The sequence below is a fragment of the Janthinobacterium lyxosi genome, assembly GCF_051380665.1.
Lineage (GTDB): Bacteria > Pseudomonadota > Gammaproteobacteria > Burkholderiales > Burkholderiaceae_D > Janthinobacterium.
Map to the genome: position 1 here is coordinate 171,292 of NZ_JBNYXM010000009.1, position 21,965 is coordinate 193,256.

The following is a 21,965-nucleotide window of genomic DNA, read 5'->3' on the forward strand; positions in this document are numbered from 1 at the left end:
CGCGCAAGGCGGGCCGCTCCTCCAGCAGCGAGAGACTTTACTCGACAGCTTTGAGCATATCCTCGATCACCTTCTTGGCGTCGCCAAACACCATCATCGTGTTCGGCTGGTAGAACAGTTCATTGTCCAGGCCCGCATAGCCGGAAGCCATCGAGCGCTTGTTGACGATGATGCTCTTGGCCTTGTAGGCCTCCAGAATCGGCATGCCGGCGATCGGCGATGCCGGGTCTTTCGCCGCCGGATTGACCACGTCGTTCGCGCCCAGCACCAGCACCACGTCCGTCTGGCCGAATTCACCGTTGATGTCTTCCATCTCGAAGACCTGGTCGTACGGCACTTCGGCTTCGGCCAGCAGCACGTTCATGTGGCCCGGCATGCGCCCCGCCACGGGGTGGATCGCATATTTGACGGTGACGCCCTTCTCGGTGAGTCTTTCCACCAGCTCCTTGAGCGAATGCTGCGCGCGCGCCACGGCCAGGCCGTAGCCGGGCACGATGATGACGGTTTCCGCATTGCCCATGATGAAGGCGGCATCATCGGCCGAACCCGATTTCACGGGGCGCTGCTCCTGCGCGCCAGCCACGCCGGCCGCTGGCGCGGCGCCGCCGAAGCCACCGAGAATGACGTTGAAGAACGAGCGGTTCATCGCCTTGCACATGATGTACGACAGGATCGCGCCCGAGGACCCAACGAGCGAACCGGCGATGATCAGCATCGAGTTATTCAGCGAAAAACCGATGCCGGCCGCGGCCCAGCCCGAGTAACTGTTGAGCATCGACACCACCACCGGCATGTCCGCGCCGCCAATCGGGATAATGATCAGCACGCCCAGCGCAAAGGCGATGACAGCCATGACGATGAACGGCGTCCAGGCCGGCTCTACCCCGTCGGCGAAGCAGAACACCAGGCCCAGCGCGACCATCACCAGCGCCAGCACCAGGTTGAGCATGTGCTGGCCCTTGAAGCTGACGGGCGCGCCCTGGAACAGGCGGAACTTGTATTTGCCCGACAGTTTGCCGAAGGCGATCACCGAACCGGAGAACGTGATGGCGCCGACAAAGGTGCCGATGAACAGTTCGAAGCGGTTGCCGATAGGCAACGCCTGGCCCTGCTGGGAGATATTGAAGGCCCATGGCTCGGACACGGCCGCCACGGCGATGCACACGGCCGCCAGGCCGATCAGCGAGTGCATGGCCGCCACCAGTTCCGGCATCTTCGTCATTTCCACGGTTTTTGCCAGGTAAGCACCGATGGCGCCGCCCGTGACGATGCCGATGATGACGAGGGTCAGGCCCATGCCGCCCGTTTGCTGCTCCTTCAGTTTCAGGATCAGCGCCACGGTGGTAACGGCGGCAATCGCCATGCCGCTCATGCCAAAGGCATTGCCACGGCGCGCCGTCGAGGGCGACGACAAGCCTTTCAAGGCCTGGATGAAGCACACCGAGGCGATCAGGTACATCATCGTCACCAGGTTCATGGTGACGAAGCTCATGGCGTGACTCATTCTTTTGCTCCTTGCTTGGCCTTCGGTTCTTTTTTACGGAACATCTCGAGCATGCGCTGCGTGACGAGGAAGCCGCCAAACACGTTGACGGCGGCCAGCGCCACGGCCAGGGTTCCGGCCGCCTGCGCCAGCGGGCCCTGCGTCAGGCCGGCCGCCAGCATGGCACCGACGATGATGATGGCGGAAATGGCATTGGTAACGGCCATCAGCGGCGTGTGCAGCGCCGGCGTGACGGTCCAGACGACGTGGTAGCCGACATAAATGGCCAGCACGAAGATGATCAGGTTAATGATGGTGTGACTGATTTCCATGATGTTGTTCTCTCCGGCGCCGTATTATTTACGTAAGATTTCACTGCCTGCACACACCAGGCTGGCCTTGATGATTTCATCCTCGCGGTCGATCAGCAACTGATCGTCCTTGTCGATGATGAGCTTTAAAAAGTCCAGCACGTTGCGCGCATACAGGGCCGAGGCATCGGCCGCCACCAGGGTCGCCAGGTTCGGTTCGCCCACGATGTACACGCCGTGCTTGACGACCGTCTTGCCCAGCTCGGACAGGGGGCAGTTGCCGCCCTGTTCCACGGCCAGGTCGACGATGACGGAGCCCGGTTTCATGGCTTTCACCGTTTCTTCGGAGATCAGCACGGGCGCGGCGCGGCCGGGAATCAGGGCGGTGGTGATGATAATGTCGGCCAGTTTCGCCCGTTCATGCACCAGTTCGGCCTGGCGGCGCATCCAGTCGGCCGGCATGGCGCGCGCGTAGCCGCCCGAGCCCTTGGCGATTTCCTTTTCTTCATCGGTCAGGAAAGGCACGTCGAGGAACTTGGCGCCCAAGGATTCCACCTGCTCCTTGACGGGCGGGCGCACGTCGGACGCCTCGATGACGGCGCCCAGGCGCTTGGCCGTGGCGATCGCCTGCAGGCCGGCCACGCCCACGCCCATGATCAGCACGCGGGCTGCCTTGACGGTGCCGGCCGCCGTCATCAGCATGGGCATGAAGCGCTGATACGTATTGGCCGCCACCAGCACCGCCTTGTAGCCGGCGATATTCGCCTGCGACGACAGCACGTCCATCGACTGCGCGCGCGTGATACGCGGCACGGCTTCGAGCGCAAAGGCGGACAGGCCGGCCGTGGCCATGGCGGCGATATTGTCCGCGTCAAACGGGTTGAGCATGCCGATCAGCACCGTGCCGCTGGCCATCAAGGCCCGTTCACCGGCATCGGGGGCGCGCACCTTGAGCACGATGGCGCAACCGTAGGCTTCCTGGGCGGTGCCGATCTGCGCGCCGGCGGCGGCATACGCATCGTCGGGAATCGACGCTTGCAAGCCCGCTCCCGCCTGCACGACGACTTGATGCTTGGCTGCCAGCTTCTTGACTGTCTCGGGCGTGGCTGCCACCCGCGTTTCACCAGGCCGTGTTTCGGCCGGTATGCCTATCCTCATGATGCCTCCGCTAATTGATAAACTGACTAGAATCTAACACGGAAAGCAGCGCGTTAAACGTTTGTGAACCAGCAACTTTTAGTTGTGCGACACTAATTTCACCAGCATCCCCCGATTCGTTTCACCATGCGGCACGGCGACCATATTGTGGAAAATGTGTGTCAATCTCACCACAGTCGAGCCTGCATGCGCGCTTGTTTTGACCACAGGGAAAGCCTATATTAGCGGGCGTTTCCTGCCATCTTGCCGACTAAGCCCCCCATGCTAGTGCGCTCCCCGGGAAAGACGTAAGTACCTCCCACCGCTATTTGCTAAAACGTTGTCATTTATCAATATGTCCGCGCAACAGAAGGCCTGGTTCAAACCGCGCGCGCAGAACAAGATAAAATGTCGGCTCTTTCAAGGATGGAATCATGCCGAGAATCTGGAAACCCTCTGTCACCGTTGCCGCCATCGTCGAGCGCGACGGCCTGTTTTTACTGATTGAAGAAGAGACCAGCGAAGGCATCAAGCTGAATCAGCCGGCCGGTCATCTCGACCCGTTCGAGTCGCTGGAACAGGCGGTGATCCGCGAAACCCTGGAAGAAGCGGCCTACGATTTCGTCCCCACGGCACTGGTCGGCATGTACATGTCGCGCTACCAGTCACTGCGCACGGGCGAGGACGTGACCTATTTGCGCTTCACCTTTTGCGGCACGGCCGGCGCCGAGCATGACCGCCCGCTGGACGAAGGCATCATCCGCACCCTGTGGATGACGCGCGACGAGCTGGCGGCATGCCAGGAACGCCACCGCAGCCCGCTGGTGCTGCAGTGCGTGGACGAATACCTGGCTGGCCGGCGCGCGCCGCTGGCCCTGCTGCACACGCATGCGTCCGTTTTTAACAGCGCATAGCAACATTATCTAAAGTACACTGGAAGGCAAGATGAGCAAGAAGAAAGTCGTTATCGGCATGTCGGGCGGGGTCGATTCCTCGGTCGCGGCATGGATGCTGAAGGAACAAGGCTATGAAGTCATCGGCCTGTTCATGAAAAACTGGGAAGATGACGACGATTCGCAATACTGCTCCACGCGCCAGGACTGGATCGACGCGGCCAGCGTGGCCGACGTCATCGGCGTCGATATCGAAGCCGTCAATTTCGCCTCCGAATACAAGGACCGCGTGTTCGCCGATTTTTTGCGCGAATACCAGGCCGGCCGCACGCCGAACCCGGACGTGCTGTGCAACGCCGAAATCAAGTTCAAGGCTTTCCTCGACCACGCCATGACCCTGGGCGCCGACCTGATCGCCACCGGCCACTACGCGCGCGTGCGCCAGGCGCCCACCGATGCTGGCCGTTATGAACTGCTGAAAGCCGTCGACGCCAGCAAGGATCAAAGCTACTTCCTGCACCGATTGAACCAGGCGCAGTTGTCGAAAACCCTGTTTCCGCTCGGTGAAATCCCGAAGACGCAAGTGCGCCAGATCGCCGAGCAACTGGCCCTGCCGAACGCACAGAAGAAGGATTCGACGGGCATCTGTTTTATCGGCGAGCGCCCGTTCCGCGAATTTTTGAACCGCTACCTGTCCTACAAGCCGGGTCCCATGAAGACGGCCGACGGCAAGACGGTGGGCGAACACGTGGGCCTGAGTTTTTATACCTTGGGCCAGCGCAAGGGCATCGGCATCGGCGGCGTAAAGTCGTACCAGAATGCCGATGGCAGCAGCGACGCCTGGTATGTGGCGCGCAAGGATATCGTCAACAACACCCTGTGGGTGGTGCAGGGCCATGACCATCCGTGGCTGCTGTCGCCCGCCCTGACGGCCGACCAGGCCAGCTGGGTTGCCGGTACGGCACCGCAAGCGGGCGCCCTGTCCGCCAAGACGCGCTACCGCCAGGCCGACGTGGCTTGCCAACTGCTGCCGGATGGAAATGAACACTTCAGCCTGGCGTTTGACCAGGCGCAATGGGCCGTCACGCCGGGCCAGTCGGCCGTGCTGTATGACGGCGATGTCTGCCTCGGTGGCGGGATTATCGCCAGCTCAACGGGCCTGGCCTGATTCCCTAGGTAGTGCCCTGCGCAGCGGCGGCCAGCGCCTGCTGTTGCTTGCGCACCATGGCAATCACCGTGTTGCGCACGGTTTTCAGCACCGTGTCGGCCATGAAAGGCTTGACGATGAAACCCGACACGCCCATGGCGTGAGCCGCTTGCAGCGAAGCGGCGTCGATGCCGCCCGAGATCATGAAAATGAGCGTCTTGGGATACTGGGCGCGGATGGTTTGCACCACGTTGCTGCCATCTTCCACTTGTTCGCGCGCGATGCAGACGAAGTGCGGGTGGTGCTTGACCAGCAGCGCCAGCCCCAGCGCGCTGGTATGCGTCTGGCCGCAGACATCGTAGCCGCCATCCAACAGGACCGTGTTCAGCAGGCCGCGCGCCACGGCGCTGCTATCGATCAGAACTGCCTTTAACATCATGATTCACATTCCTTGCTTGATTATTGCGAGTAACTGCCTGAAGCGTCTCTACTTTTCCCAGGTCAGCATATTCCAGGTGACCCCAAGCCTGACGTCGGTTTTGAGTTCGACGAGCTTTCTTGAAAGATACAGTATTTCCCGCTCTTTTCGCAGGCTTTCACCCAGCGCACCGGGCAAAATTCCCGCGCCGGCCATCACGGCGTCGATATTGCCGTAGCCGCGCAACAGTTTCGCGCCCGTCTTCAAGCCGATCTTCGACACGCCGGGGATGCTGTCGGTGACATCGCCCATCAGCGCCAGCAGGTCGGGCAGCAGTTCCGGCGGCACGCCGAACTTTTTCTCGACCCAGGCGCGGTCGTGCCAGATCCCCTTGAAGTGATCCCATACCAGCGCGCCGTGGGCGATCAGGCCATGCAAATCCTTGTCGGTGGTGGCGATGACGGCCGCGCCGCGTCCCTCGTGCAGCCAGCGCATGACGGCCGTGCCGATCACGTCGTCGGCTTCGACCTCGGGAATGCTCACGACGTGCATGCCGAAGCTGGCCAGGGTGGCGTAAAAGCCGGGCAAGGCGTCGCGCAGCACCTGCGGCATGGGCTGGCGCCCTTCGCGGTAGCCGGCATACAGGGCGTGGCGCCAGGTGGGGCCGCCAAAATCGAAGGCCGGCAGGATGTGGGTCGGCTCGTGGTCGTTGATGAGAGTGCGGAACGACGACAGCGCATGGCGCAGCGCGATCTCCGCCTTCAGGTCGGAATCGGGTTCAGGACTGGCTTCGTAGACGCGGCGTACGATATTCAAGCCGTCGATAGCGAGGAGTCTGGCCATGCGGTAAGTGGATACTGGTTGAATCGGGCATTTTACCGCATGGGCCGCCCCGAAAGCAGTTTCAGATCCCTGCGCCGCCCGGGAAAAGCTGATTGACCAGCTCGCCAATCTTTTGATCCGCGTCAATGAACTTCGCCGTATTCATGCCGGCGCGTTTGGCGTCGTATACAACTTCGCCCACCACTTTGCCATTGTTGTACACCTTGATATTCGCATAGTTCATGTACATCGCCAGATCCCAGCGCCAGTTTGCCGTGTAGGTGGACGTCAGGGGGCATTCGATGATCGATGCGGTAGCAGGCAGTTGACGAGCGATATATCCCTTGCCTTCGAGCGCGCGCTTGTACGATGTAATAAACCCGACCCGTACATCGGGATTATCCAGAATGCATACTTCTTTGCTGGCAAAATGCTCCACCGGCTTGACTGTCTGTTTAATGGCGCATCCCGTGAACAGCAGCATCAGGGCGGAGACAAGCGTGATTCTTTTGAGCATGGCAGGAGCGCATTGCAGCACGGTTAGATAGTTACATGAAAGAAAATATTTTATAGCAAAATCATGCAAAAAAGTAATATTAATTTCCTCACATACCATCTTCCGTAATCATCACTTTTACTTGGCGAAATCGTACGGCCCGCCCCGTTCCAGCGCCCGCTGGTAGGCGGGCCGCGCGTGGATGCGCTGCAGGAACGCCGTCAGCTTCGGCAGGCGCTCGTCGAGTCCGCCGCGCATGGCGGCCGCTTCCAGCGGAAAGCTCATCTGGATGTCGGCCGCCGTGAATTCATTGCCGGCAAACCATTTGGTGTTCTCCAGCTCCGCTTCCATGTAGGCCAGCTGGCTGTTGATATTGGGCATGATGAAGCTGCTCTTGACCTTGCTGGCGATGCCGCGCGCGATCGGCTTGACGAAAAACGGCATCGGCGACGATTCGACCTTGTCGAACACCAGCTTCATCAGCAGCGGCGGCATGGCCGAGCCTTCCGCGAAATGCAGCCAGTAGGTCCAGCGCAGCTTCTCCGGCGTGCCCGCCGCCGGTATCAATCGGCCATTGCCGTAGCGCTCGACCAGGTAATCGATGATGGCGCCCGATTCGGCGATGGTGTTGGCGCCATCCGTCATCACGGGCGACTTGCCCAAGGGATGCACGGCTTTCAAGGAGGCGGGCGCCAGCATGGTTTTCGGATCGCGCTGGTAACGCTTGACCTCGTAGTCGAGGCCAAGTTCCTCGAGCAGCCAGAGCACGCGCTGCGAGCGCGAATTGTTCAGATGGTGGACGACGATCATGGTGTTTCCCGTTAGGCGATGGTTGAGTTCCAGTATAGCCGGGACGGCCGGATCGGGCAGCGCATGAAGATCTGCAAAAAGAAATTGCGAAAAACAGTATTTTCAATTGATAACTATTCCGTATTCCCTTATCTTGTTTTGTTTCCAATAAGTAAGGATCTTTCCCCGTGGATGTCGACGTCAACAACAACAGCGCCCAGCGCGAAGCCATTACCTTCAGCGCCACCGGCAGCGAATACTTCCGCATCTGGATCGTCAACCTGCTGCTGAGCATCGTCACCCTGGGCATTTATTCCGCCTGGGCCAAGGTGCGCCGCAACCGCTATTTCTATTCCAGCACCCACCTGGCGGGTGGCAGCTTCGAATACCATGGCAACGCCGTGGCCATCCTGAAAGGCCGTATCGCCGCCGTGGTGCTGATCGCCGGCTATAACATCGCCTTCCAGGTTTCGCCCGTCATCGGCCTGATCATGCTGGTGCTGATGGCCGCCATCCTGCCCTGGCTGGTCTGGAAAAGCCTGCAATTCAAGCTGTACAACACCAGCTACCGCGGCATCCGCTTCGGCTTTGGCGGCAGCGCCAAGGAAGCCTACAAGTACTTCCTGTGGCTGCCCATCCTGAATACCTTCACGGGCGGCCTGATGACGCCTTTCCTGCACCAGCGTCTGAAGCGCTTCCAGCACACGCAAAGCCGTTTCGGCGCCACCCATTTCAGCTTTGACGCCACGGTCGGCAGCTTCTACAAAACCTATCTGCTGTTCTTCGCGTTGCTGCTGGGCGGTTTGCTGGTCCTGATTTTCGTCGTCTTCGGCAGCGTGTTCGCCTCGTTTGCGGCCAATGCAAATGACAAGACCAAGGTTGGCAGCCTGCTGTTTGCCATCGGTGCCTTGTACCTGTGGGCATTCACCGTGCTGCCACTGTTCCTGACCATGATCCAGAACCTGATCTGGAACCATACGCGCTTGCAGCAGCACCAGTTCCAGTCGCAGCTGACGTGGGGCCGCACCACCTTCGTCATGCTGAGCAATCTGCTGGGCATCGTCGTCACCCTGGGCCTGTTTACACCATTCGCCCATGTGCGCTGGCTGAAGTACCGCCTGGAAGCGACCTCGATGCTGGTGCATGGCAGCCTGGACGAGTTTGTCGCCGCCACGGGCCAGCAAGTGTCGGCCACGGGCGAAGGCATGGTCGACCTGCTGGACTTCGACCTGTCGCTGTAGCATGACGCTCGATCACCACGCGCCGGGCGCGGCCCCCGTGCCCGCGCGCTATTTCGACGGCCAGACCTCGCGCCTGTACCACGTGACACTGTCCGTGCGCGATGGGCAGGCCGTGCTGGCGGGCGACATCGAGCGCAGTTGCCCGCTGGGCGAACTGCACGTGTCCGAACGCAGCAGCCACGCCGTGCGCAAGGTCAGCTTTCCCGACGGCGCCTACCTGGAAATCGCCGACCAGGCGGCCTTCAACGACGTGCTGCACGCTACGGGACACCGCGACGGCTGGGTGGTGCGGCTGCAGCAAAGCTGGCGCGGCGCCCTGCTGGCCACCGTGGCCACCATCGTGGCCCTGTGGCTCAGCTATCAATACCTGCTGCCGCTGGCGGCCAAAGGCATCGCGTATGCCTTGCCGCAGTCGGTCGAACGGCAGCTGGGCCAGGGCGTGCTCGATATGCTGGACCGCCATGTATTCGCGCCTAGCCAGCTCGATGGCGGGCGCCAGCAAGCCTTGCGCGCCCAGTTCGCGCGCCTGGCCACGCCCGGCGACAGCACGCCAGAGCACCGCATCGTTTTCCGCAAGAGCAAAATCGGTGCGAACGCGTTTGCCCTGCCATCCGGCGACATCGTGCTGACCGATGAAATGGTGGAACTGCTGCCGGACGACCAGGCCATCATGGGCGTGCTGGCGCATGAGCTGGGGCATTTGCAGCAGCGCCACCTGACGCGGCGCATCATCCAGACCTCGGCCGTGGGCGCCGGCGCCGCGCTGCTGTTCGGCGACGTCTCGACGGTGGTGGCGACCCTGCCGCCGCTGCTGCTGGACTTGAAGTATTCGCGCGATGTCGAACGCGACGCGGACGACTACGCGATTGCCATGCTGCGCCAGAACGGCATCCCGCTGGAACACCTGGCGCAAGTGTTTGTCGCCCTGGGCAAACTCGATCACGGCACGCCGTATCTGTCGAGCCATCCGGCCAGCGCCGAACGCGTCGAACGCATCCGCGCCGCACAGCGTTGATCCCGCGCGGCGTCCACCGGGCGCCGCGTTCTTTCCCGCCAGCACGTTCCGCAAATCGAAGGTAGACTCGGCAGTATCAGTCTGACTTCACCGGAGTGCCCATGCACCTAGTACCATTTCGCTACCTGACCTTCATTGCGACGGCAGCCATTTTTGTCCTGTCCCTGTTTTACTACGATCATTACTGGCTGCCCCTGCTGGCCGGTGCGCTGACCCTGGTCGGCATCAGCGACCTGCTGCAAACCAAGCGCGCCCTGCGCCGCAACTACCCCATCCTCGCGCATTTCCGCTTTTTCTTCGAAAGCATCCGCCCCGAAATCCGCCAGTACTTCCTGGAAAGCGACAGCGAGGCGACGCCGTTCTCGCGCAGCCAGCGCAGCATCGTCTACCAGCGCGCCAAGGAGCAGACGGACAAGCGCCCGTTCGGCACCCAGCTCGACGTGTATGAGGCGGGCTACGAATGGATCAACCATTCCATCGCCCCCGCCAAGGTCACGGGCCACGATTTCCGCATCGAGATCGGCAACCACCCGGACTGCCCGCGCGCAAAACCGTATTCGGCCAGCGTCTTCAATATCTCGGCGATGAGCTTTGGCGCCCTGTCTGCCAACGCCATCCTGGCCCTGAACGGCGGCGCGCGCAGCGGCGGCTTCATGCACGACACGGGCGAAGGCAGCATCAGTCCTTATCACCGCGAAAACGGCGGCGACCTGGTATGGGAAATCGGCTCCGGCTACTTCGGCTGCCGCAACCAGGACGGCACGTTTTCCGAGGAACGCTTCATCGCCAACGCCAGCTCCGAGCAGGTGAAAATGATCGAGCTGAAAATGTCGCAGGGCGCCAAGCCGGGCCACGGCGGCGTGCTGCCCGGCCCCAAGGTGACCATCGAAATCGCCACCACGCGCGGCGTGATGGTGGGCGAGGATTGCGTCTCGCCGGCCGCGCACAGCGCCTTTTCCACGCCGCTGGAAATGCTGCACTTCATCGACCGCCTGCGCACCCTGTCGGGGGGCAAGCCGACGGGCTTCAAGCTGGCCATCGGCCACCCGTGGGAGTTTTTCGCCATCGTCAAGGCCATGCTGGCAACAGGCATCACGCCCGACTTCATCGTCGTCGACGGCAGCGAAGGCGGGACGGGCGCGGCGCCCCTGGAATTTACCGACCATGTGGGCACGCCGCTGCAGGAAGCGCTGGTGCTCGTGCATAACACCCTGGTAGGCGCCAACCTGCGCGACAGGATCAAGATCGGCTGCTCAGGCAAGATCATCACGGCCTTCGACATCGCCCGCCTGCTGGCGCTGGGCGCCGACTGGTGCAATTCGGCGCGCGGCTTCATGTTCGCGCTGGGCTGCATCCAGTCGCAAAGCTGCCACACGGACCGCTGCCCCACGGGCGTGGCCACGCAAGACCCGCAGCGCCAGCGCGCGCTGGTGGTGCCCGACAAGATCGCCCGCGTGGCGCACTTCCACCAGAACACCATGAAGGCGCTGGCCGAACTGATCGCCGCCGCCGGCCTGGCGCATCCGCAGGAACTGCGCCCGCACCACCTGGTGCGGCGCATCTCGCCGAATCAGGTGAAACTGGCCTCAGCCCTGCTGCCCTTCCTGGAAGCGGGCCAGCTACTTGACCCGAGCCAGCTGCCGCAACTGCCGCCCGTGTTCGGCCTGTACTGGCCCAAGGCCCAGGCGGTATCATTCCAACGCTTGGATTAAGCCCTGCATTGCGCAAGTGTGGCAATACCACTTAATAACCACTTGCGCAAATATCCAAATCCAATACAATACCAAAATAAGTACAAAACGCAGGCAACTTTCCGGTGATCGCCAAGACGCGCCACCACGGTGCCACAATACGTATGCCATCATCACAGACCGGAGGAGTTGCAGCATGGAGCAGGGTTTGCGCGAAAAAGTAGGACAGTTGTTCATGGTGGGCTTCGACGCCCTGCAGGCGGACGAGCATATCAAGACTTTGATACGCCAAAAGAAGGTGGGTGGCGTGATCCTGTTCCGCCGCAACGTGCACACGCCCGCGCAAGTGTCAGCCCTGTGCCGCGAACTGCAGGAAATCAACGCGGAAGTGTCCGACACGCCGCTGCTCATCGCCATCGACCAGGAAGGCGGCATGGTGATGCGCATCGAGCAGGGTGTCACGCCGATTCCCGCGGCGATGGCCTTCCAGGCGGCCGGCTCCATCGAGGATTGCGAACGCATGAACCAGATCAGCGGCGATGAAATGCGCCAGGTGGGCATCAATATGCTGCTCGCGCCCGTGCTGGACGTGAACAACAACCGCAACAACCCCGTCATCGGCGTGCGCGCGTATGGCGAGGATGCCGCCACCGTCATCGACTACGGCATGGCAGCCATGCGCGGCCAGCGCGCCAGCGGCGTGGCCGTGACAGCCAAGCACTTCCCCGGCCACGGCGACACGGCCATCGACACGCATTACGCCATGGCGCTGGTCCCGCACGACAAGGAACGCCTGCGCGCCGTAGAACTGGCGCCGTTCCGCGCGGCGATCGCCGGCGGCGTGGATGCCATCATGACGGCGCACGTGGTCTTTCCCGCTTTTGAGGCCGATACCAGCGTGCCGGCCACCCTCTCCAAAGGCGTGCTGACGGACCTGCTGCGCGGCGAGTTGAAATACAAGGGCGTGGTCATCACCGATTGCCTGGAAATGGCGGCCATCGCCGACGGCATCGGCATCGCCCAGGGCGCCATCGCCACCTTGCAGGCGGGCGCCGACATCGTCCTCATCTCGCACCGCGAAGCGCAGCAGACGGCTGCCATCGAGGCCGTCATCGCCGCCGTGGAACGGGGTGACATCGCCATGGCCCGCATCGACGCAGCCGTCGCGCGCGTGGCTGAACTCAAGCGCAACCGCGCCGTGCGCGACTGGCGCGCCCGCCCGGTCACGCCACCGGCACTGATGCAGCCGGCCGCCATGGCCCTGTCGCAGCTGCTGCAAAAGGCCGCCCTGCGCGTGCAAGGCGAGTACCGCGCGCTCGACCCCAGCCTGCCCGTAACCCTGCTGACGGTGGAAGTGCGTTCGCGCAGCGAAATCGACGAAGTGGCGCTGGGCCGCAACAAGGAAGCGCGCAGCTCGATGCTGCCGGCACTGCTCGAAGCGGGCCTGGACGTGCGCGAATATGCGCTATCGGCCGAAGCGCTGGACGAAGAAGTCGATGCCGCCATCGCCTTTACACAAGGCGCGCAGCAAATCGTGCTGCAAACGTATAACGCCATGTTCGTCGCTGGCCAGCGCCGCCTGGTCGAGGCCCTGCCGCAAGATAAACTGTGGCTGGTGGCGGGCCGCCTGCCCTACGACCTGGACTTGGCGCCGCAAGCGCAAGGCCGCCTGGCCGCCTTCGGCTGCCGCCCGGCCGCGCTGGTGCCGGTCGTGGACAAGCTGGCGGGCAAGGCGTAAAGCTACGCCGGCCTCCTGCACATGCCGGGCATTGCCCGGCATTTTCTATTCTGCGTCGCAATCGAAACGCACGCCCGTCATCTGCTCGCTCAGCACCCATAGCTGGCGTGCCTGCACAGGGTCGCTGGCCCAGCGCCGCACGCCCGGCCCCGTGCTGTCGTCCGCCACCAGGGTAGCGATATCGCAATCTTCGCAATATACGCCCCCCATACCATCGAGCTGCGCGCTGGTGGCGCACCAGACGGCCGTGGCGGCGCCCTGCGCCACATTCTTGAAACCCGACTGCGGCGGCGGATTCACCTGGCCCTGTTCATCGAGCGCGCCCACCCGGCGCATGTCGTCCAGGTCCAGGTGGCGCACCAGCGGCGTCAGGATGGCGCCCGGATGCAGCGAGAAGGCGCGCACGCCGTGCGCCGCAGCGCGCCGGTCCAGCTCCACGGCAAACAGGGCGTTAGCGCTTTTCGACTGCGCATACGCGCGCCATTTGTCGTACGGCTGGCGCACGAAATGGGCGTCGTCCAGGTCGACGCCTGCCTGCCGGTGCCCCAGCGACGAGACGCACACCACGCGCGCGCCCTGCGCCTGTCGCAAGGCGGGCCACAATCGCGCCGTCAGCTGGAAATGCCCCAGGTGATTGGTCGCGAACTGCGCCTCGTAGCCACGCACATCGCGCAGCAAGGGCGTGGCCATGATGCCGGCGCCGTTGACCAGCACGTGCAGAGCGCGGCCGGTGGCAAGAAAGGCGGCGGCAAAGCTGTCGATGGCCTGCGGATCGAGCAAGTCGAGCGTGGCGATCTCCACGCCGGCCATGCCATTCAAGGCGGCTTGCGCCTGATGCGGATCGCGCGCCGGTACCAGCACCGTGGCGCCGGCGCCGGCCAGCACGCGTACCGTTTCCAGTCCCAGGCCCGAATAGCCGCCCGTGACGATGGCCTGCACGCCGGACAGGTCACGCCCGGCCAGCGCTTCGCTGGCGGTGGTCGCCGCGCCAAAACCGGAGTGCAGGGGAGTTTGCCTGTGATCGCTGTATGTCATGTCTGCCTCTGCATGTGGGTGGCCAGCGCGGGGCGGCTGGCGACATGGCTATTTTGCGCGGGCGGCCCTGGACTGCAAATGGCGTAAAATCTGTAATACTATCGCCATCGTCCAGAATTGAACCCCACCATGGATTTACTCTCCGATGTACTCTCGCTGCTCGATACACGCAGCTCCTACTTTGCCGGCCTGAAGGCGGGCGGCGACTGGGCCATCGACTTTCCGCCGCCGGACGGCATCAAGTTCAACGCCGTGCTCGAAGGCGGCTGCTGGCTGACGGTCGCGGGCATCGACGCTCCCTTGCAACTGCATACTGGCGACTGTTTCCTGCTGGCGCCGGGGCGCGCGTTCACCCTGGCCAGCACACCCGGCTTGCCCGCCGCGCCGGCGCTGGAAGTGTACCGGCACGCGCAGCAGGGCGTGGCCCGCTACGGCGCGCCGCAGCACGATTTTTTCCTCATCGGCGGACGCTTCAGCTTTGGCGACGAGGCGGCCATCCTGCTCGACTGCCTGCCGCCGCTGCTGCACGTGCGCGGCGATACGGACCAGGCCAGCGTGCTGCACTGGGCCTTGCAACGGCTGGCGCAGGAACTGCAGGCGACGGCACCCGGCGCGGCGCTGATGACGCGCCACCTGGGCCACATGATGCTGCTGCAAATGCTGCGCCAGTACCTGGCAGCGCAGGCTTCGCATCCGGCAGGCTGGCTGTTCGCGCTGGCCGATCCCCGGCTGCGCGCCGCCATCGAAGCCATGCATGCGCAACCGGCACGGCGCTGGACCTTGCTGCAGCTGGCCGCCGTCGCAGGGCAGTCGCGCTCCGCCTTTGCCCTGCATTTCAAGAGCAAGGTGGGCGTGACGCCGCTCGATTACCTGCTGCGCTGGCGCATGCGCCTGGCCGTGCGGCGCCTGAAGGACAGCGCCGCGACCGTGACGTCGATTGCGCAGGCGCTGGGCTACGATTCGGACAGCGCCTTCAGCCACGCCTTCAAACGCGTCATGGCCTGCTCGCCGCGCCAGTACCGGCTGCGCCACGCGCAGGCGCAGGCGTAAAAAAACCCGCGCTTGCGGGTTTTTAAAATACAGGGTCAGCGTGCCGGCACGGGCGGCAGGGCCGCCACTGCCAGCAAGGCAAACGGTCCGAGGAACAGGCCGATGCCGAACCAGAGTCCCCCGTGACGGCCGCGCCGGCTGGCCAGCAGCCAGGAAGCGATCGCAAACAAAAACATGAAGATCAACAGTATCGCCATTGCCACTCCTTGCCATGCAGAAAGCACAGTGTAGCCCACGGGCGCGCCCGTGGCCAGACGTACATCAACCTTAGCGCTGCACCTGCATCAGGATCACGCGCTTGCTGCTGCCATCGGCCGGCGGCGTGGCGGATGGCGGCGGCGGATTGTCGCAGGAGCCGCAGGAACCGCAACCGCTACCGCAACCCGGCGCCACCTTGAACAAGGTCGACATCTTCGCCTCGTCGAGGCCGCAGCGCACCAGGCCACGCACGATGGCGCGGCGCACGCCCGCCGGCAGGTACTTGGTCGAAAAATGCAGCAGCGCGGCTGCGACGATCAGGGCGACGATAATGGTTTGCCACATGGTGTGCTCCTAAGCGCCCAGCATCAGGGCGACGCGATACGTGATGAACGAAGCGGCGTAAGCCAGCGCAAACATGTAGCCGGCCATCAGCAGCGGATAGCGCCAGCCGCCCGTTTCCCGTTTCACCACGGAGAGGGTCGACAGGCACTGCGGCGCGAACACATACCAGGCCAGCAAGGAGAGCGCGGTGGCCATCGACCACGAATGGGCGATCAGCGGTTCCAGGGTGGTGGCCAGCGCGTCGCCCGTTTGCGACAGCGCGTACACGGTACCCAGGGCACCGACGGCCACTTCACGCGCCGCCATGCCCGGTACCAGCGCGATGCAGATCTGCCAGTTGAAACCGATGGGCGCGAAGATCACTTCCAGGCCGCGGCCCAGGATGCCGGCCAGGCTGTAATAGATCGGCGGATGGATCGCGTTGTCCGGCGCGCCGGGGAAGGTGCTGAGGAACCACAGGATGATCATCAGGCTCAGGATGATGGTACCGACGCGCGTCAGGAAGATCTTCGCGCGCTCCCACAGGCTCACGGCCAGGTTGCGCAAGTGCGGCCAGTGATAGGCCGGCAGTTCCAGCATCAGCGGCTGGTTGCCGCGCACGCCCATGCCGCGCTTCATGACCCAGGCCACGGCCATGGCCGAGATGATACCGGCGAAGTACAGGACAAACAGCACCAGGCCTTGCAGGCTCAGATAGCCCCACACCTGGCGTTCCGGGATAAAGGCGGCGATGATCAGCGCATACACGGGCAGGCGCGCCGAGCACGTCATCAGCGGCGCGATCATGATGGTGACCAGGCGGTCGCGTGGGTTCTGGATGGTGCGCGCCGCCATCACGCCGGGAATGGCGCAGGCAAAGCTCGACAGCAGCGGGATGAAGGCGCGGCCGGACAGGCCCACGCCGCCCATCAGGCGGTCCAGCAAGAAGGCCGCGCGCGGCAGGTAGCCGCAGTCTTCCAGGCTCAGGATAAAGAAGAACAGAATCAGGATCTGCGGCAGGAATACCAGCACGCTGCCAACGCCGCCGATGATGCCTTCCACCAGCAAGCTTTTCAGGTGACCGTCTGGCATGTTCGCCGTCAGCAAGGCGCCCAGGTGGCCCACGCCATCGGTGATCATTTCCATCGGCGTGGCGGCCCAGGCAAACACGGCCTGAAAGATCAGGAACATCAGCACGGCCAGGATGATGGGGCCGAACACGGGGTGCAGCACCACGTCGTCGATTTTTTCCGTCAGGTTGCCCGTGTCACTGGTGTCATTGCTGACGGCGGCCAGGATGCGGCGCACTTCGCGCTGGGTTTCTTCGACGGTAACGGCATCGATGGCCGCCAGCGGTTTGGCGTCCACGGCCGGCAGCGGCAGCATGGCGTCGATGGCGTTCAGCAAGGCTTTTTCGCCATCGTGCTGCACCGCCACGGTTTCCACCACGGGCATGCCCAGTTCCTGCGACAGCTTGACCGTGTCGATCAGCATGCCGCGCTTGCGCGCCACGTCCGTCATGTTCAGCGCCAGCAGCATGGGCAGACCCAGGCGCTTGACTTCCAGTACCAGGCGCAAGTTCAGGCGCAGATTGGTCGCATCGACCACGCAGATGATGGCGTCCGGGCGCGGGTCGCCCTTGCGCAATCCCCCCACCACGTCGCGCGTGATGGCTTCATCGGGCGTGGTGGCAGACAGGCTGTAGGCACCCGGCAAATCGAGCACGCGCACGGGTTTGCCGGCGGGCGAGGTGAAATGGCCTTCCTTGCGCTCGATGGTCACGCCGGCGTAGTTCGCCACTTTCTGGCGCGCGCCCGTCAAACGGTTGAACAGGGCGGTCTTGCCGCAGTTCGGATTGCCCAGCAGGGCAATTTGTGGCTGATGCGGCGGCTTGTGCACGCCCGCATCGACGATAGTTTCGACAGCACCCATGGTTATTCCGGTTGAAGCAGCGGTTGAATCGTGATCAGCGCCGCTTCGAAGCGGCGCAGTGCGAACGTGGCATTGCCGACCTTGATGGCCAGCGGATCGCCGCCGGGCATGCCGCGCTTGAGCATGCGGAGTCGTTCGCCGGGAACGAACCCCAGCTCCATCAAGCGGCGGGCCAGGTCGACGCCGTCCTCCGTCTGTCCTGCCGCGTGGGGCGTGATATGCAACACCGTGCCGCTCTGGCCGACTGCCAGCGCATCGAGCGTCATCAAGGGTGGAACTAGAGTCATGAGCAAATTCCGTTCAAATTAAGAACACCTGAAACAGGCTGCGGCGCGGGGCGCCTTGCACTGGTCTCAGGTTTGTGAGGTAAAACGCAACTGTTGCGCATTACCGACAAGCGGCCATTCAATCTGTCCAGACGGCGACCGTCCGAGACAATACCAGCATTATAAACATGAATGCGAATAGTTTTTATTTAGCCCGGAGAGCCGCCCCCATCAAGGGCTGCGTCATGCGCGCGAATCGCATATCAAGCTGCAGCGCCAGGCCGCCAAGCGCCCACACTTGATCAAAATCGCTTGCATTGTCCTGCACTTTGCGCGACAATGAAACGTAATGATAATGATTCTCATTAAAACACTAACAACAATGCTTCTCAGCGCTAGTGTCTGTTCATCCTCCACCCAGAAGGTGCATCAATGATTGTATGTGTCTGCAACAACATATCTGATCGTGAAATCCGGCAAGCCGTCGATCTTGGCCTGTCCAGCATGGCCGAATTGCGCCGCGACCTGGGCGTGGCCACCTGCTGCGGCAAATGCCATACCTGCGCGCGGGAAGTGCTGAATGATCACCTGAACGCCACGGTAGTGTTGCAAGAAACCGTATTGATGCGAGCTGTACTGACAAACTAAAGAAAGCGATGAACGCCATGACGATGATGCCCCCGCCCGTAACGGTGCAGGCCGTGCAACAATTTGCCGACTTCGACAAGAAGCGCAACAAGTTCGCGCCGCTGATGGCCATCGTCGTCCTGCATATCGCCGGCTTTTACGCCATCCAGAGCGGCCTGCTGAGCCGCGTCGTCACGGCGGCCATGCCGACCATCACCACCATCAGCATCATCGCCCCGCCGGCGCCGCCCAAGCCACCGGCACCGTCGGTGCCAAAAACCGTGGAACTGAGCGCTCCCGTGCCGCGCGCCGTGATCCCGCCGCTGCCGCTGATCGCCGTGGCGCCGAGCGAACCGACGATCACGCCGCCGCAGCCGACGCGCGCCGAAGCGGCACCCGTTGCCACTGCCGCGCCGACGGCGCCATCGACACCGTCGCCGACACCACCGGCACCGTCGACGCCGCGCACCGTCAGCAGCGTCGAATACATCAAGGCACCGCAACTGATCTACCCGAATTTGTCGCGCCGCCTGGGCGAAAGCGGCACCGTGGTATTGCGCATCCTGATCAATGAAAAAGGCTTGCCGGAGCAAATCCTGATCCATAAATCGACCGGCTACGGCAACCTCGATGAAGCGGGCCGCCAGGCGGCGCAGCGCGCGCTGTTCAAGCCCATGATCGAAAACGGCAAGCCTGTTCCCGTCTACGTTTTAGTACCGCTGACCTTCCAACTGAGCTAGCCTTCCGGCGGCCCTTGCGCCGCTGCCAGCCCGCAAGCACCGCACCATGTGCCCTGCTTGCTTTTTTGCGCCCTGTTTTCTGTGCCAGTCAAGCAACTGCTTGTTTCAGTCTGCCAGCCTACATCCCCGGGCCAGGCAGACTTTTTTTTGCCCGCTATGGGGTCAGACCCTCAACACCGCCAACGCCAAGCTCAGCGCCAACGTCGCCGGGGGTCTGACCCCAGCCTCACATCTCCGCCCACATCCGCAACAGGTTGTGATAATGCCCCGTCAAGCCCACCGTCGCGGGCGAATCGCCGTGCTCTGCGCGCACGCTCTGGATGTTCTGATCGAGTTCGAACAGCATGCTGCGCTTCCAGTCCTCGCGCACCATGCTTTGCGTCCACAGGAAGGAGCAGATGCGCTCGCCGCTGGTGACGGGCAGCACCTGGTGCACGCTGCTCGAGGGATACACGATCACGTCGCCGGCCGGCAGTTTCACCTCATGCGTGCCGTAGGAATCGACCACCACCAGCTCGCCGCCTTCGTATTCATCCGGCTCGCTCAGGAACACGGTAGACGAGACGTCGGCGCGCATCGACTGCATGCCGTTTTTCGGCGTGCGGATGGCGCCGTCGATATGCAGGCCATAGTGCTCGCCGCCCGCATAGCTGTTGAAAAACGGCGGCAAGATGCGCAGCGGCAGCACGGCGGCAAAGAACAGCGGATTGGCCATCAGCGCGCGGCTGACGATTTCGCCCAGTTCCAGCGCCAGCGGCGAACCCTCGGCCAACTGGCGGTTGCGCTTGACTTGCGCCCCTTGCGCCCCGACGCTGGCGCGCCCGTCGACCCAGTCCGTCTGCGCCAGGCGCTGGCGAAACTGCGTCACCTGTTCCGGCGTCAGTACGCCGGGTATATGCAGCATCATCTTGCTATCCTTTGTAGTGAGTTCCCCGCTAATTATCGCATCGCCGCCAGCGGCCAAGAAGACACAAAAGCAAGAACGGCCAAACATTTCCCGCCTTTTTAGAGCGGCCACGCGCGCGCCAGCGGCAGCAAAATAGCACCGGGAACGCGAATGAGAATGGCCTTCATTTTCCTTAACAAATAAAAAACGGAAAATTGTGGCAATCCATTTGAGAATGGGTTTTATTCGCACGATATTTACGTTAAAAAGACGGAAAAACACCGTTTTGCAGCAAAAAGCGCCCATATTTTGCGCTATCATGCGGGCATAGCGAAACCGGCAACCTGCGCGCCACCAGGCAGCCTGCGCCACCCGGCAGTGAACGCCAGCAGCCTCCGGTTTCATCATCGAACGCAACACAGAACAAAGGACATCCCATGAAGGGCGATAAAGAAGTCATCCGCATGCTCAACGCACAGCTCACCAACGAACTGTCGGCCATCAACCAGTACTTCCTGCATGCGCGCATGTACAAGCACTGGGGCCTGGAAAAGCTGGGCAAGAAGGAGTACGAAGAATCGATCGGCGAAATGAAACACGCCGACAAGCTGATCGACCGCATCCTGATGCTCGACGGCCTGCCTAACCTGCAAGCGCTGCACAAGCTGCTGATCGGCGAGAACACGCCGGAAATGCTGGAATGCGACTTGAAGCTGGAACGCGCCGCGCACGCCACCGTCAAGGAAGGCATCGCCATCAGCGAAAAAGCGGGCGACTACGTCTCGCGCGACCTGTTCCTGATGATCCTGGAAGACACGGAAGAGCATATCGACTGGCTCGAAACGCAGATCGACCTGATCGCCAAAGTCGGCATCCAGAACTACCTGCAGAGCCAGATGGCCGTGGAAGAGTAATCCTTTCGCAGCATCGAAAAAAAACCGGCATGTGTGCCGGTTTTTTTACGTCTGTGCCTTATTGCGGCACGGTGTCCTTGAACGATGGCCGCTCGGACAGTTTGTCGAACAGGCGCGCCAGCGCCGAATGGTCTGCGCGCCAGTCGATTTCCGGGAAGCGGAAGCTGAGCCAGCCGAGCGTGCAACCCACGGCCACGTCGGCCAAGGTGTAGTTCTTGCCGGCGCAATACGCGCTCTCGCCCAGGCGTGCTTCCAGCGCCGCCAGGCCCAGCGTGATCTTGTCGAGCTGGCGCGCGATCCAGGCCGCGCTTTGCTGCTCGGGCGGGCGCTGCGTGCGCTCCAGGCGCACCAGCACGCCCGCGTCGAGAATGCCGTCGGCCAGCGCTTCCCAGTTCTTGATGTCGGCCCGCTCGCGGCCATTGCCGCCGGCCGGCAGCAGCTTGCACACGGGCGTGAGCGTGTCGAGGTATTCGACGATGACTTTCGAATCGATCAGCGTGCTGCCATCTTCCATTACCAGGCAGGGCACCTTGCCCAGCGGATTGGCCTGGGCGATGCGGGTTTCCGGCACCCACACGTTTTCCAGCTCGAAGACATAGTCGAGCTTTTTTTCCGCCAGCACGATACGGGCTTTGCGGACATACGGGCTGGCGAGGGAACCGATCAGTTTCATAGGTACTTTAAGGTAAAGGAGCAGCAAGCAGTATAGCATCGGCGGCAGCGGCGTTTGGCAGCACGCGCCCTGCGGTCCCCAGGGTGTGGCAGGCACGCCGCATCGGGGCCGGATTCGGTCAAAATGCGGCGTGCCGGCG

General features: G+C 62.7%; 24 protein-coding genes. 10 read left to right on the forward strand and 14 right to left on the reverse strand.

Annotation, left to right across the window (positions count from 1 at the left end; translation table 11 throughout):
* Positions 1–37: 37 nt before the first annotated feature.
* The 3 genes from ACQ4WP_RS11925 to ACQ4WP_RS11935 are packed head-to-tail and all read right to left on the reverse strand — an operon-like array spanning position 38 to position 2,952.
* Positions 38–1,492, reverse strand: a complete 1,455-nt coding sequence (locus tag ACQ4WP_RS11925) for an NAD(P)(+) transhydrogenase (Re/Si-specific) subunit beta (protein WP_436520956.1) — start codon at positions 1,490–1,492, stop codon at positions 38–40.
* A gap of 8 nt (positions 1,493–1,500) precedes the next feature.
* Positions 1,501–1,815 (reverse strand): NAD(P) transhydrogenase subunit alpha part 2, encoded by a 315-nt coding sequence (locus ACQ4WP_RS11930; RefSeq protein ID WP_034778841.1) that lies wholly within the window; start codon positions 1,813–1,815, stop codon positions 1,501–1,503.
* A 24-nt stretch (positions 1,816–1,839) separates the two neighbouring features.
* Complete coding sequence (locus ACQ4WP_RS11935; RefSeq protein WP_436520801.1) at positions 1,840–2,952, reverse strand: Re/Si-specific NAD(P)(+) transhydrogenase subunit alpha; 1,113 nt, start codon at positions 2,950–2,952, stop codon at positions 1,840–1,842.
* 413 nt (positions 2,953–3,365) lie between these two features.
* Here ACQ4WP_RS11935 and ACQ4WP_RS11940 point away from each other — a divergent pair, with 413 nt between their 5' ends.
* A complete protein-coding gene (locus tag ACQ4WP_RS11940; RefSeq protein WP_436520803.1) occupies positions 3,366–3,845 on the forward strand; it encodes an NUDIX hydrolase in 480 nt (159 codons plus the stop codon).
* A gap of 31 nt (positions 3,846–3,876) precedes the next feature.
* Positions 3,877–4,992, forward strand: coding sequence for a tRNA 2-thiouridine(34) synthase MnmA (gene mnmA / locus ACQ4WP_RS11945; RefSeq protein WP_436520805.1), 1,116 nt, complete (start codon positions 3,877–3,879; stop codon positions 4,990–4,992).
* Between the two features lie 4 nt (positions 4,993–4,996).
* On the opposite strand, the gene ACQ4WP_RS11950 is transcribed toward mnmA, so the two are convergent.
* The 4 genes from ACQ4WP_RS11950 to ACQ4WP_RS11965 all read right to left on the reverse strand — a co-directional run bounded on the left by ACQ4WP_RS11950 (position 4,997) and on the right by ACQ4WP_RS11965 (position 7,517).
* Complete coding sequence (locus ACQ4WP_RS11950) at positions 4,997–5,407, reverse strand: response regulator (RefSeq protein WP_436520958.1); 411 nt, start codon at positions 5,405–5,407, stop codon at positions 4,997–4,999.
* Positions 5,408–5,458: 51 nt separating this feature from the next.
* Complete coding sequence (locus tag ACQ4WP_RS11955; protein WP_436520807.1) at positions 5,459–6,232, reverse strand: 5'-3' exonuclease; 774 nt, start codon at positions 6,230–6,232, stop codon at positions 5,459–5,461.
* Positions 6,233–6,293: 61 nt separating this feature from the next.
* Positions 6,294–6,728 carry an Sbal_3080 family lipoprotein gene (locus tag ACQ4WP_RS11960; RefSeq protein ID WP_436520809.1) on the reverse strand — a complete coding sequence of 145 codons (435 nt, stop codon included), beginning with the start codon at positions 6,726–6,728 and terminating at the stop codon, positions 6,294–6,296.
* A gap of 117 nt (positions 6,729–6,845) precedes the next feature.
* The gene (locus tag ACQ4WP_RS11965; protein WP_436520811.1) at positions 6,846–7,517 is read right to left on the reverse strand and encodes a glutathione S-transferase; all 672 of its coding nucleotides are present in this window, start codon (positions 7,515–7,517) and stop codon (positions 6,846–6,848) included.
* Positions 7,518–7,684: 167 nt separating this feature from the next.
* On the opposite strand from ACQ4WP_RS11965, the gene ACQ4WP_RS11970 reads away from it, so the two are divergent.
* From ACQ4WP_RS11970 to nagZ, 4 genes are all read left to right on the forward strand, one after another.
* The gene (locus ACQ4WP_RS11970; protein ID WP_436520813.1) at positions 7,685–8,737 is read left to right on the forward strand and encodes a YjgN family protein; all 1,053 of its coding nucleotides are present in this window, start codon (positions 7,685–7,687) and stop codon (positions 8,735–8,737) included.
* Position 8,738: 1 nt separating this feature from the next.
* Entirely contained in the window at positions 8,739–9,752 is a 1,014-nt protein-coding gene (locus ACQ4WP_RS11975; RefSeq protein ID WP_436520815.1) for a M48 family metallopeptidase, read from the forward strand.
* Between the two features lie 101 nt (positions 9,753–9,853).
* Positions 9,854–11,464, forward strand: a complete 1,611-nt coding sequence (locus ACQ4WP_RS11980) for an FMN-binding glutamate synthase family protein (protein WP_436520817.1) — start codon at positions 9,854–9,856, stop codon at positions 11,462–11,464.
* 175 nt (positions 11,465–11,639) lie between these two features.
* A complete protein-coding gene (nagZ, locus tag ACQ4WP_RS11985) occupies positions 11,640–13,181 on the forward strand; it encodes a beta-N-acetylhexosaminidase (RefSeq protein WP_436520819.1) in 1,542 nt (513 codons plus the stop codon).
* Positions 13,182–13,226: 45 nt separating this feature from the next.
* Here the strand turns inward: nagZ and ACQ4WP_RS11990 are convergent, their stop codons facing one another.
* Positions 13,227–14,216, reverse strand: a complete 990-nt coding sequence (locus ACQ4WP_RS11990; protein ID WP_436520821.1) for an oxidoreductase — start codon at positions 14,214–14,216, stop codon at positions 13,227–13,229.
* Between the two features lie 129 nt (positions 14,217–14,345).
* Between ACQ4WP_RS11990 and ACQ4WP_RS11995 the strand changes: the two genes are divergently transcribed.
* Positions 14,346–15,266: an AraC family transcriptional regulator gene (locus ACQ4WP_RS11995; protein WP_436520823.1), complete on the forward strand. Its 921-nt coding sequence runs from the start codon at positions 14,346–14,348 to the stop codon at positions 15,264–15,266.
* Between the two features lie 35 nt (positions 15,267–15,301).
* Here the strand turns inward: ACQ4WP_RS11995 and ACQ4WP_RS12000 are convergent, their stop codons facing one another.
* From ACQ4WP_RS12000 to ACQ4WP_RS12015, 4 genes are all read right to left on the reverse strand, one after another.
* Positions 15,302–15,463: a hypothetical protein gene (locus tag ACQ4WP_RS12000; RefSeq protein WP_193316916.1), complete on the reverse strand. Its 162-nt coding sequence runs from the start codon at positions 15,461–15,463 to the stop codon at positions 15,302–15,304.
* A gap of 70 nt (positions 15,464–15,533) precedes the next feature.
* The gene (locus tag ACQ4WP_RS12005; protein WP_436520825.1) at positions 15,534–15,809 is read right to left on the reverse strand and encodes a DUF6587 family protein; all 276 of its coding nucleotides are present in this window, start codon (positions 15,807–15,809) and stop codon (positions 15,534–15,536) included.
* A gap of 9 nt (positions 15,810–15,818) precedes the next feature.
* Positions 15,819–17,720, reverse strand: a complete 1,902-nt coding sequence (feoB, locus tag ACQ4WP_RS12010) for a ferrous iron transporter B (protein WP_436520827.1) — start codon at positions 17,718–17,720, stop codon at positions 15,819–15,821.
* A gap of 2 nt (positions 17,721–17,722) precedes the next feature.
* Positions 17,723–18,007: a FeoA family protein gene (locus tag ACQ4WP_RS12015; RefSeq protein WP_101483044.1), complete on the reverse strand. Its 285-nt coding sequence runs from the start codon at positions 18,005–18,007 to the stop codon at positions 17,723–17,725.
* A gap of 411 nt (positions 18,008–18,418) precedes the next feature.
* On the opposite strand from ACQ4WP_RS12015, the gene ACQ4WP_RS12020 reads away from it, so the two are divergent.
* Complete coding sequence (locus ACQ4WP_RS12020) at positions 18,419–18,634, forward strand: (2Fe-2S)-binding protein (RefSeq protein WP_131387646.1); 216 nt, start codon at positions 18,419–18,421, stop codon at positions 18,632–18,634.
* Between the two features lie 17 nt (positions 18,635–18,651).
* Entirely contained in the window at positions 18,652–19,353 is a 702-nt protein-coding gene (locus ACQ4WP_RS12025) for an energy transducer TonB (RefSeq protein WP_077409313.1), read from the forward strand.
* 226 nt (positions 19,354–19,579) lie between these two features.
* On the opposite strand, the gene ACQ4WP_RS12030 is transcribed toward ACQ4WP_RS12025, so the two are convergent.
* A complete protein-coding gene (locus tag ACQ4WP_RS12030) occupies positions 19,580–20,260 on the reverse strand; it encodes a Fe2+-dependent dioxygenase (protein ID WP_046684505.1) in 681 nt (226 codons plus the stop codon).
* Between the two features lie 416 nt (positions 20,261–20,676).
* Here ACQ4WP_RS12030 and bfr point away from each other — a divergent pair, with 416 nt between their 5' ends.
* The gene (gene bfr / locus ACQ4WP_RS12035; protein ID WP_010401839.1) at positions 20,677–21,153 is read left to right on the forward strand and encodes a bacterioferritin; all 477 of its coding nucleotides are present in this window, start codon (positions 20,677–20,679) and stop codon (positions 21,151–21,153) included.
* Between the two features lie 58 nt (positions 21,154–21,211).
* On the opposite strand, the gene ACQ4WP_RS12040 is transcribed toward bfr, so the two are convergent.
* On the reverse strand, positions 21,212–21,826 hold the full coding sequence (locus ACQ4WP_RS12040; protein WP_436520830.1) for a glutathione S-transferase N-terminal domain-containing protein: 615 nt from the start codon (positions 21,824–21,826) through the stop codon (positions 21,212–21,214).
* Between the last annotated feature and the right edge of the window lie 139 nt (positions 21,827–21,965).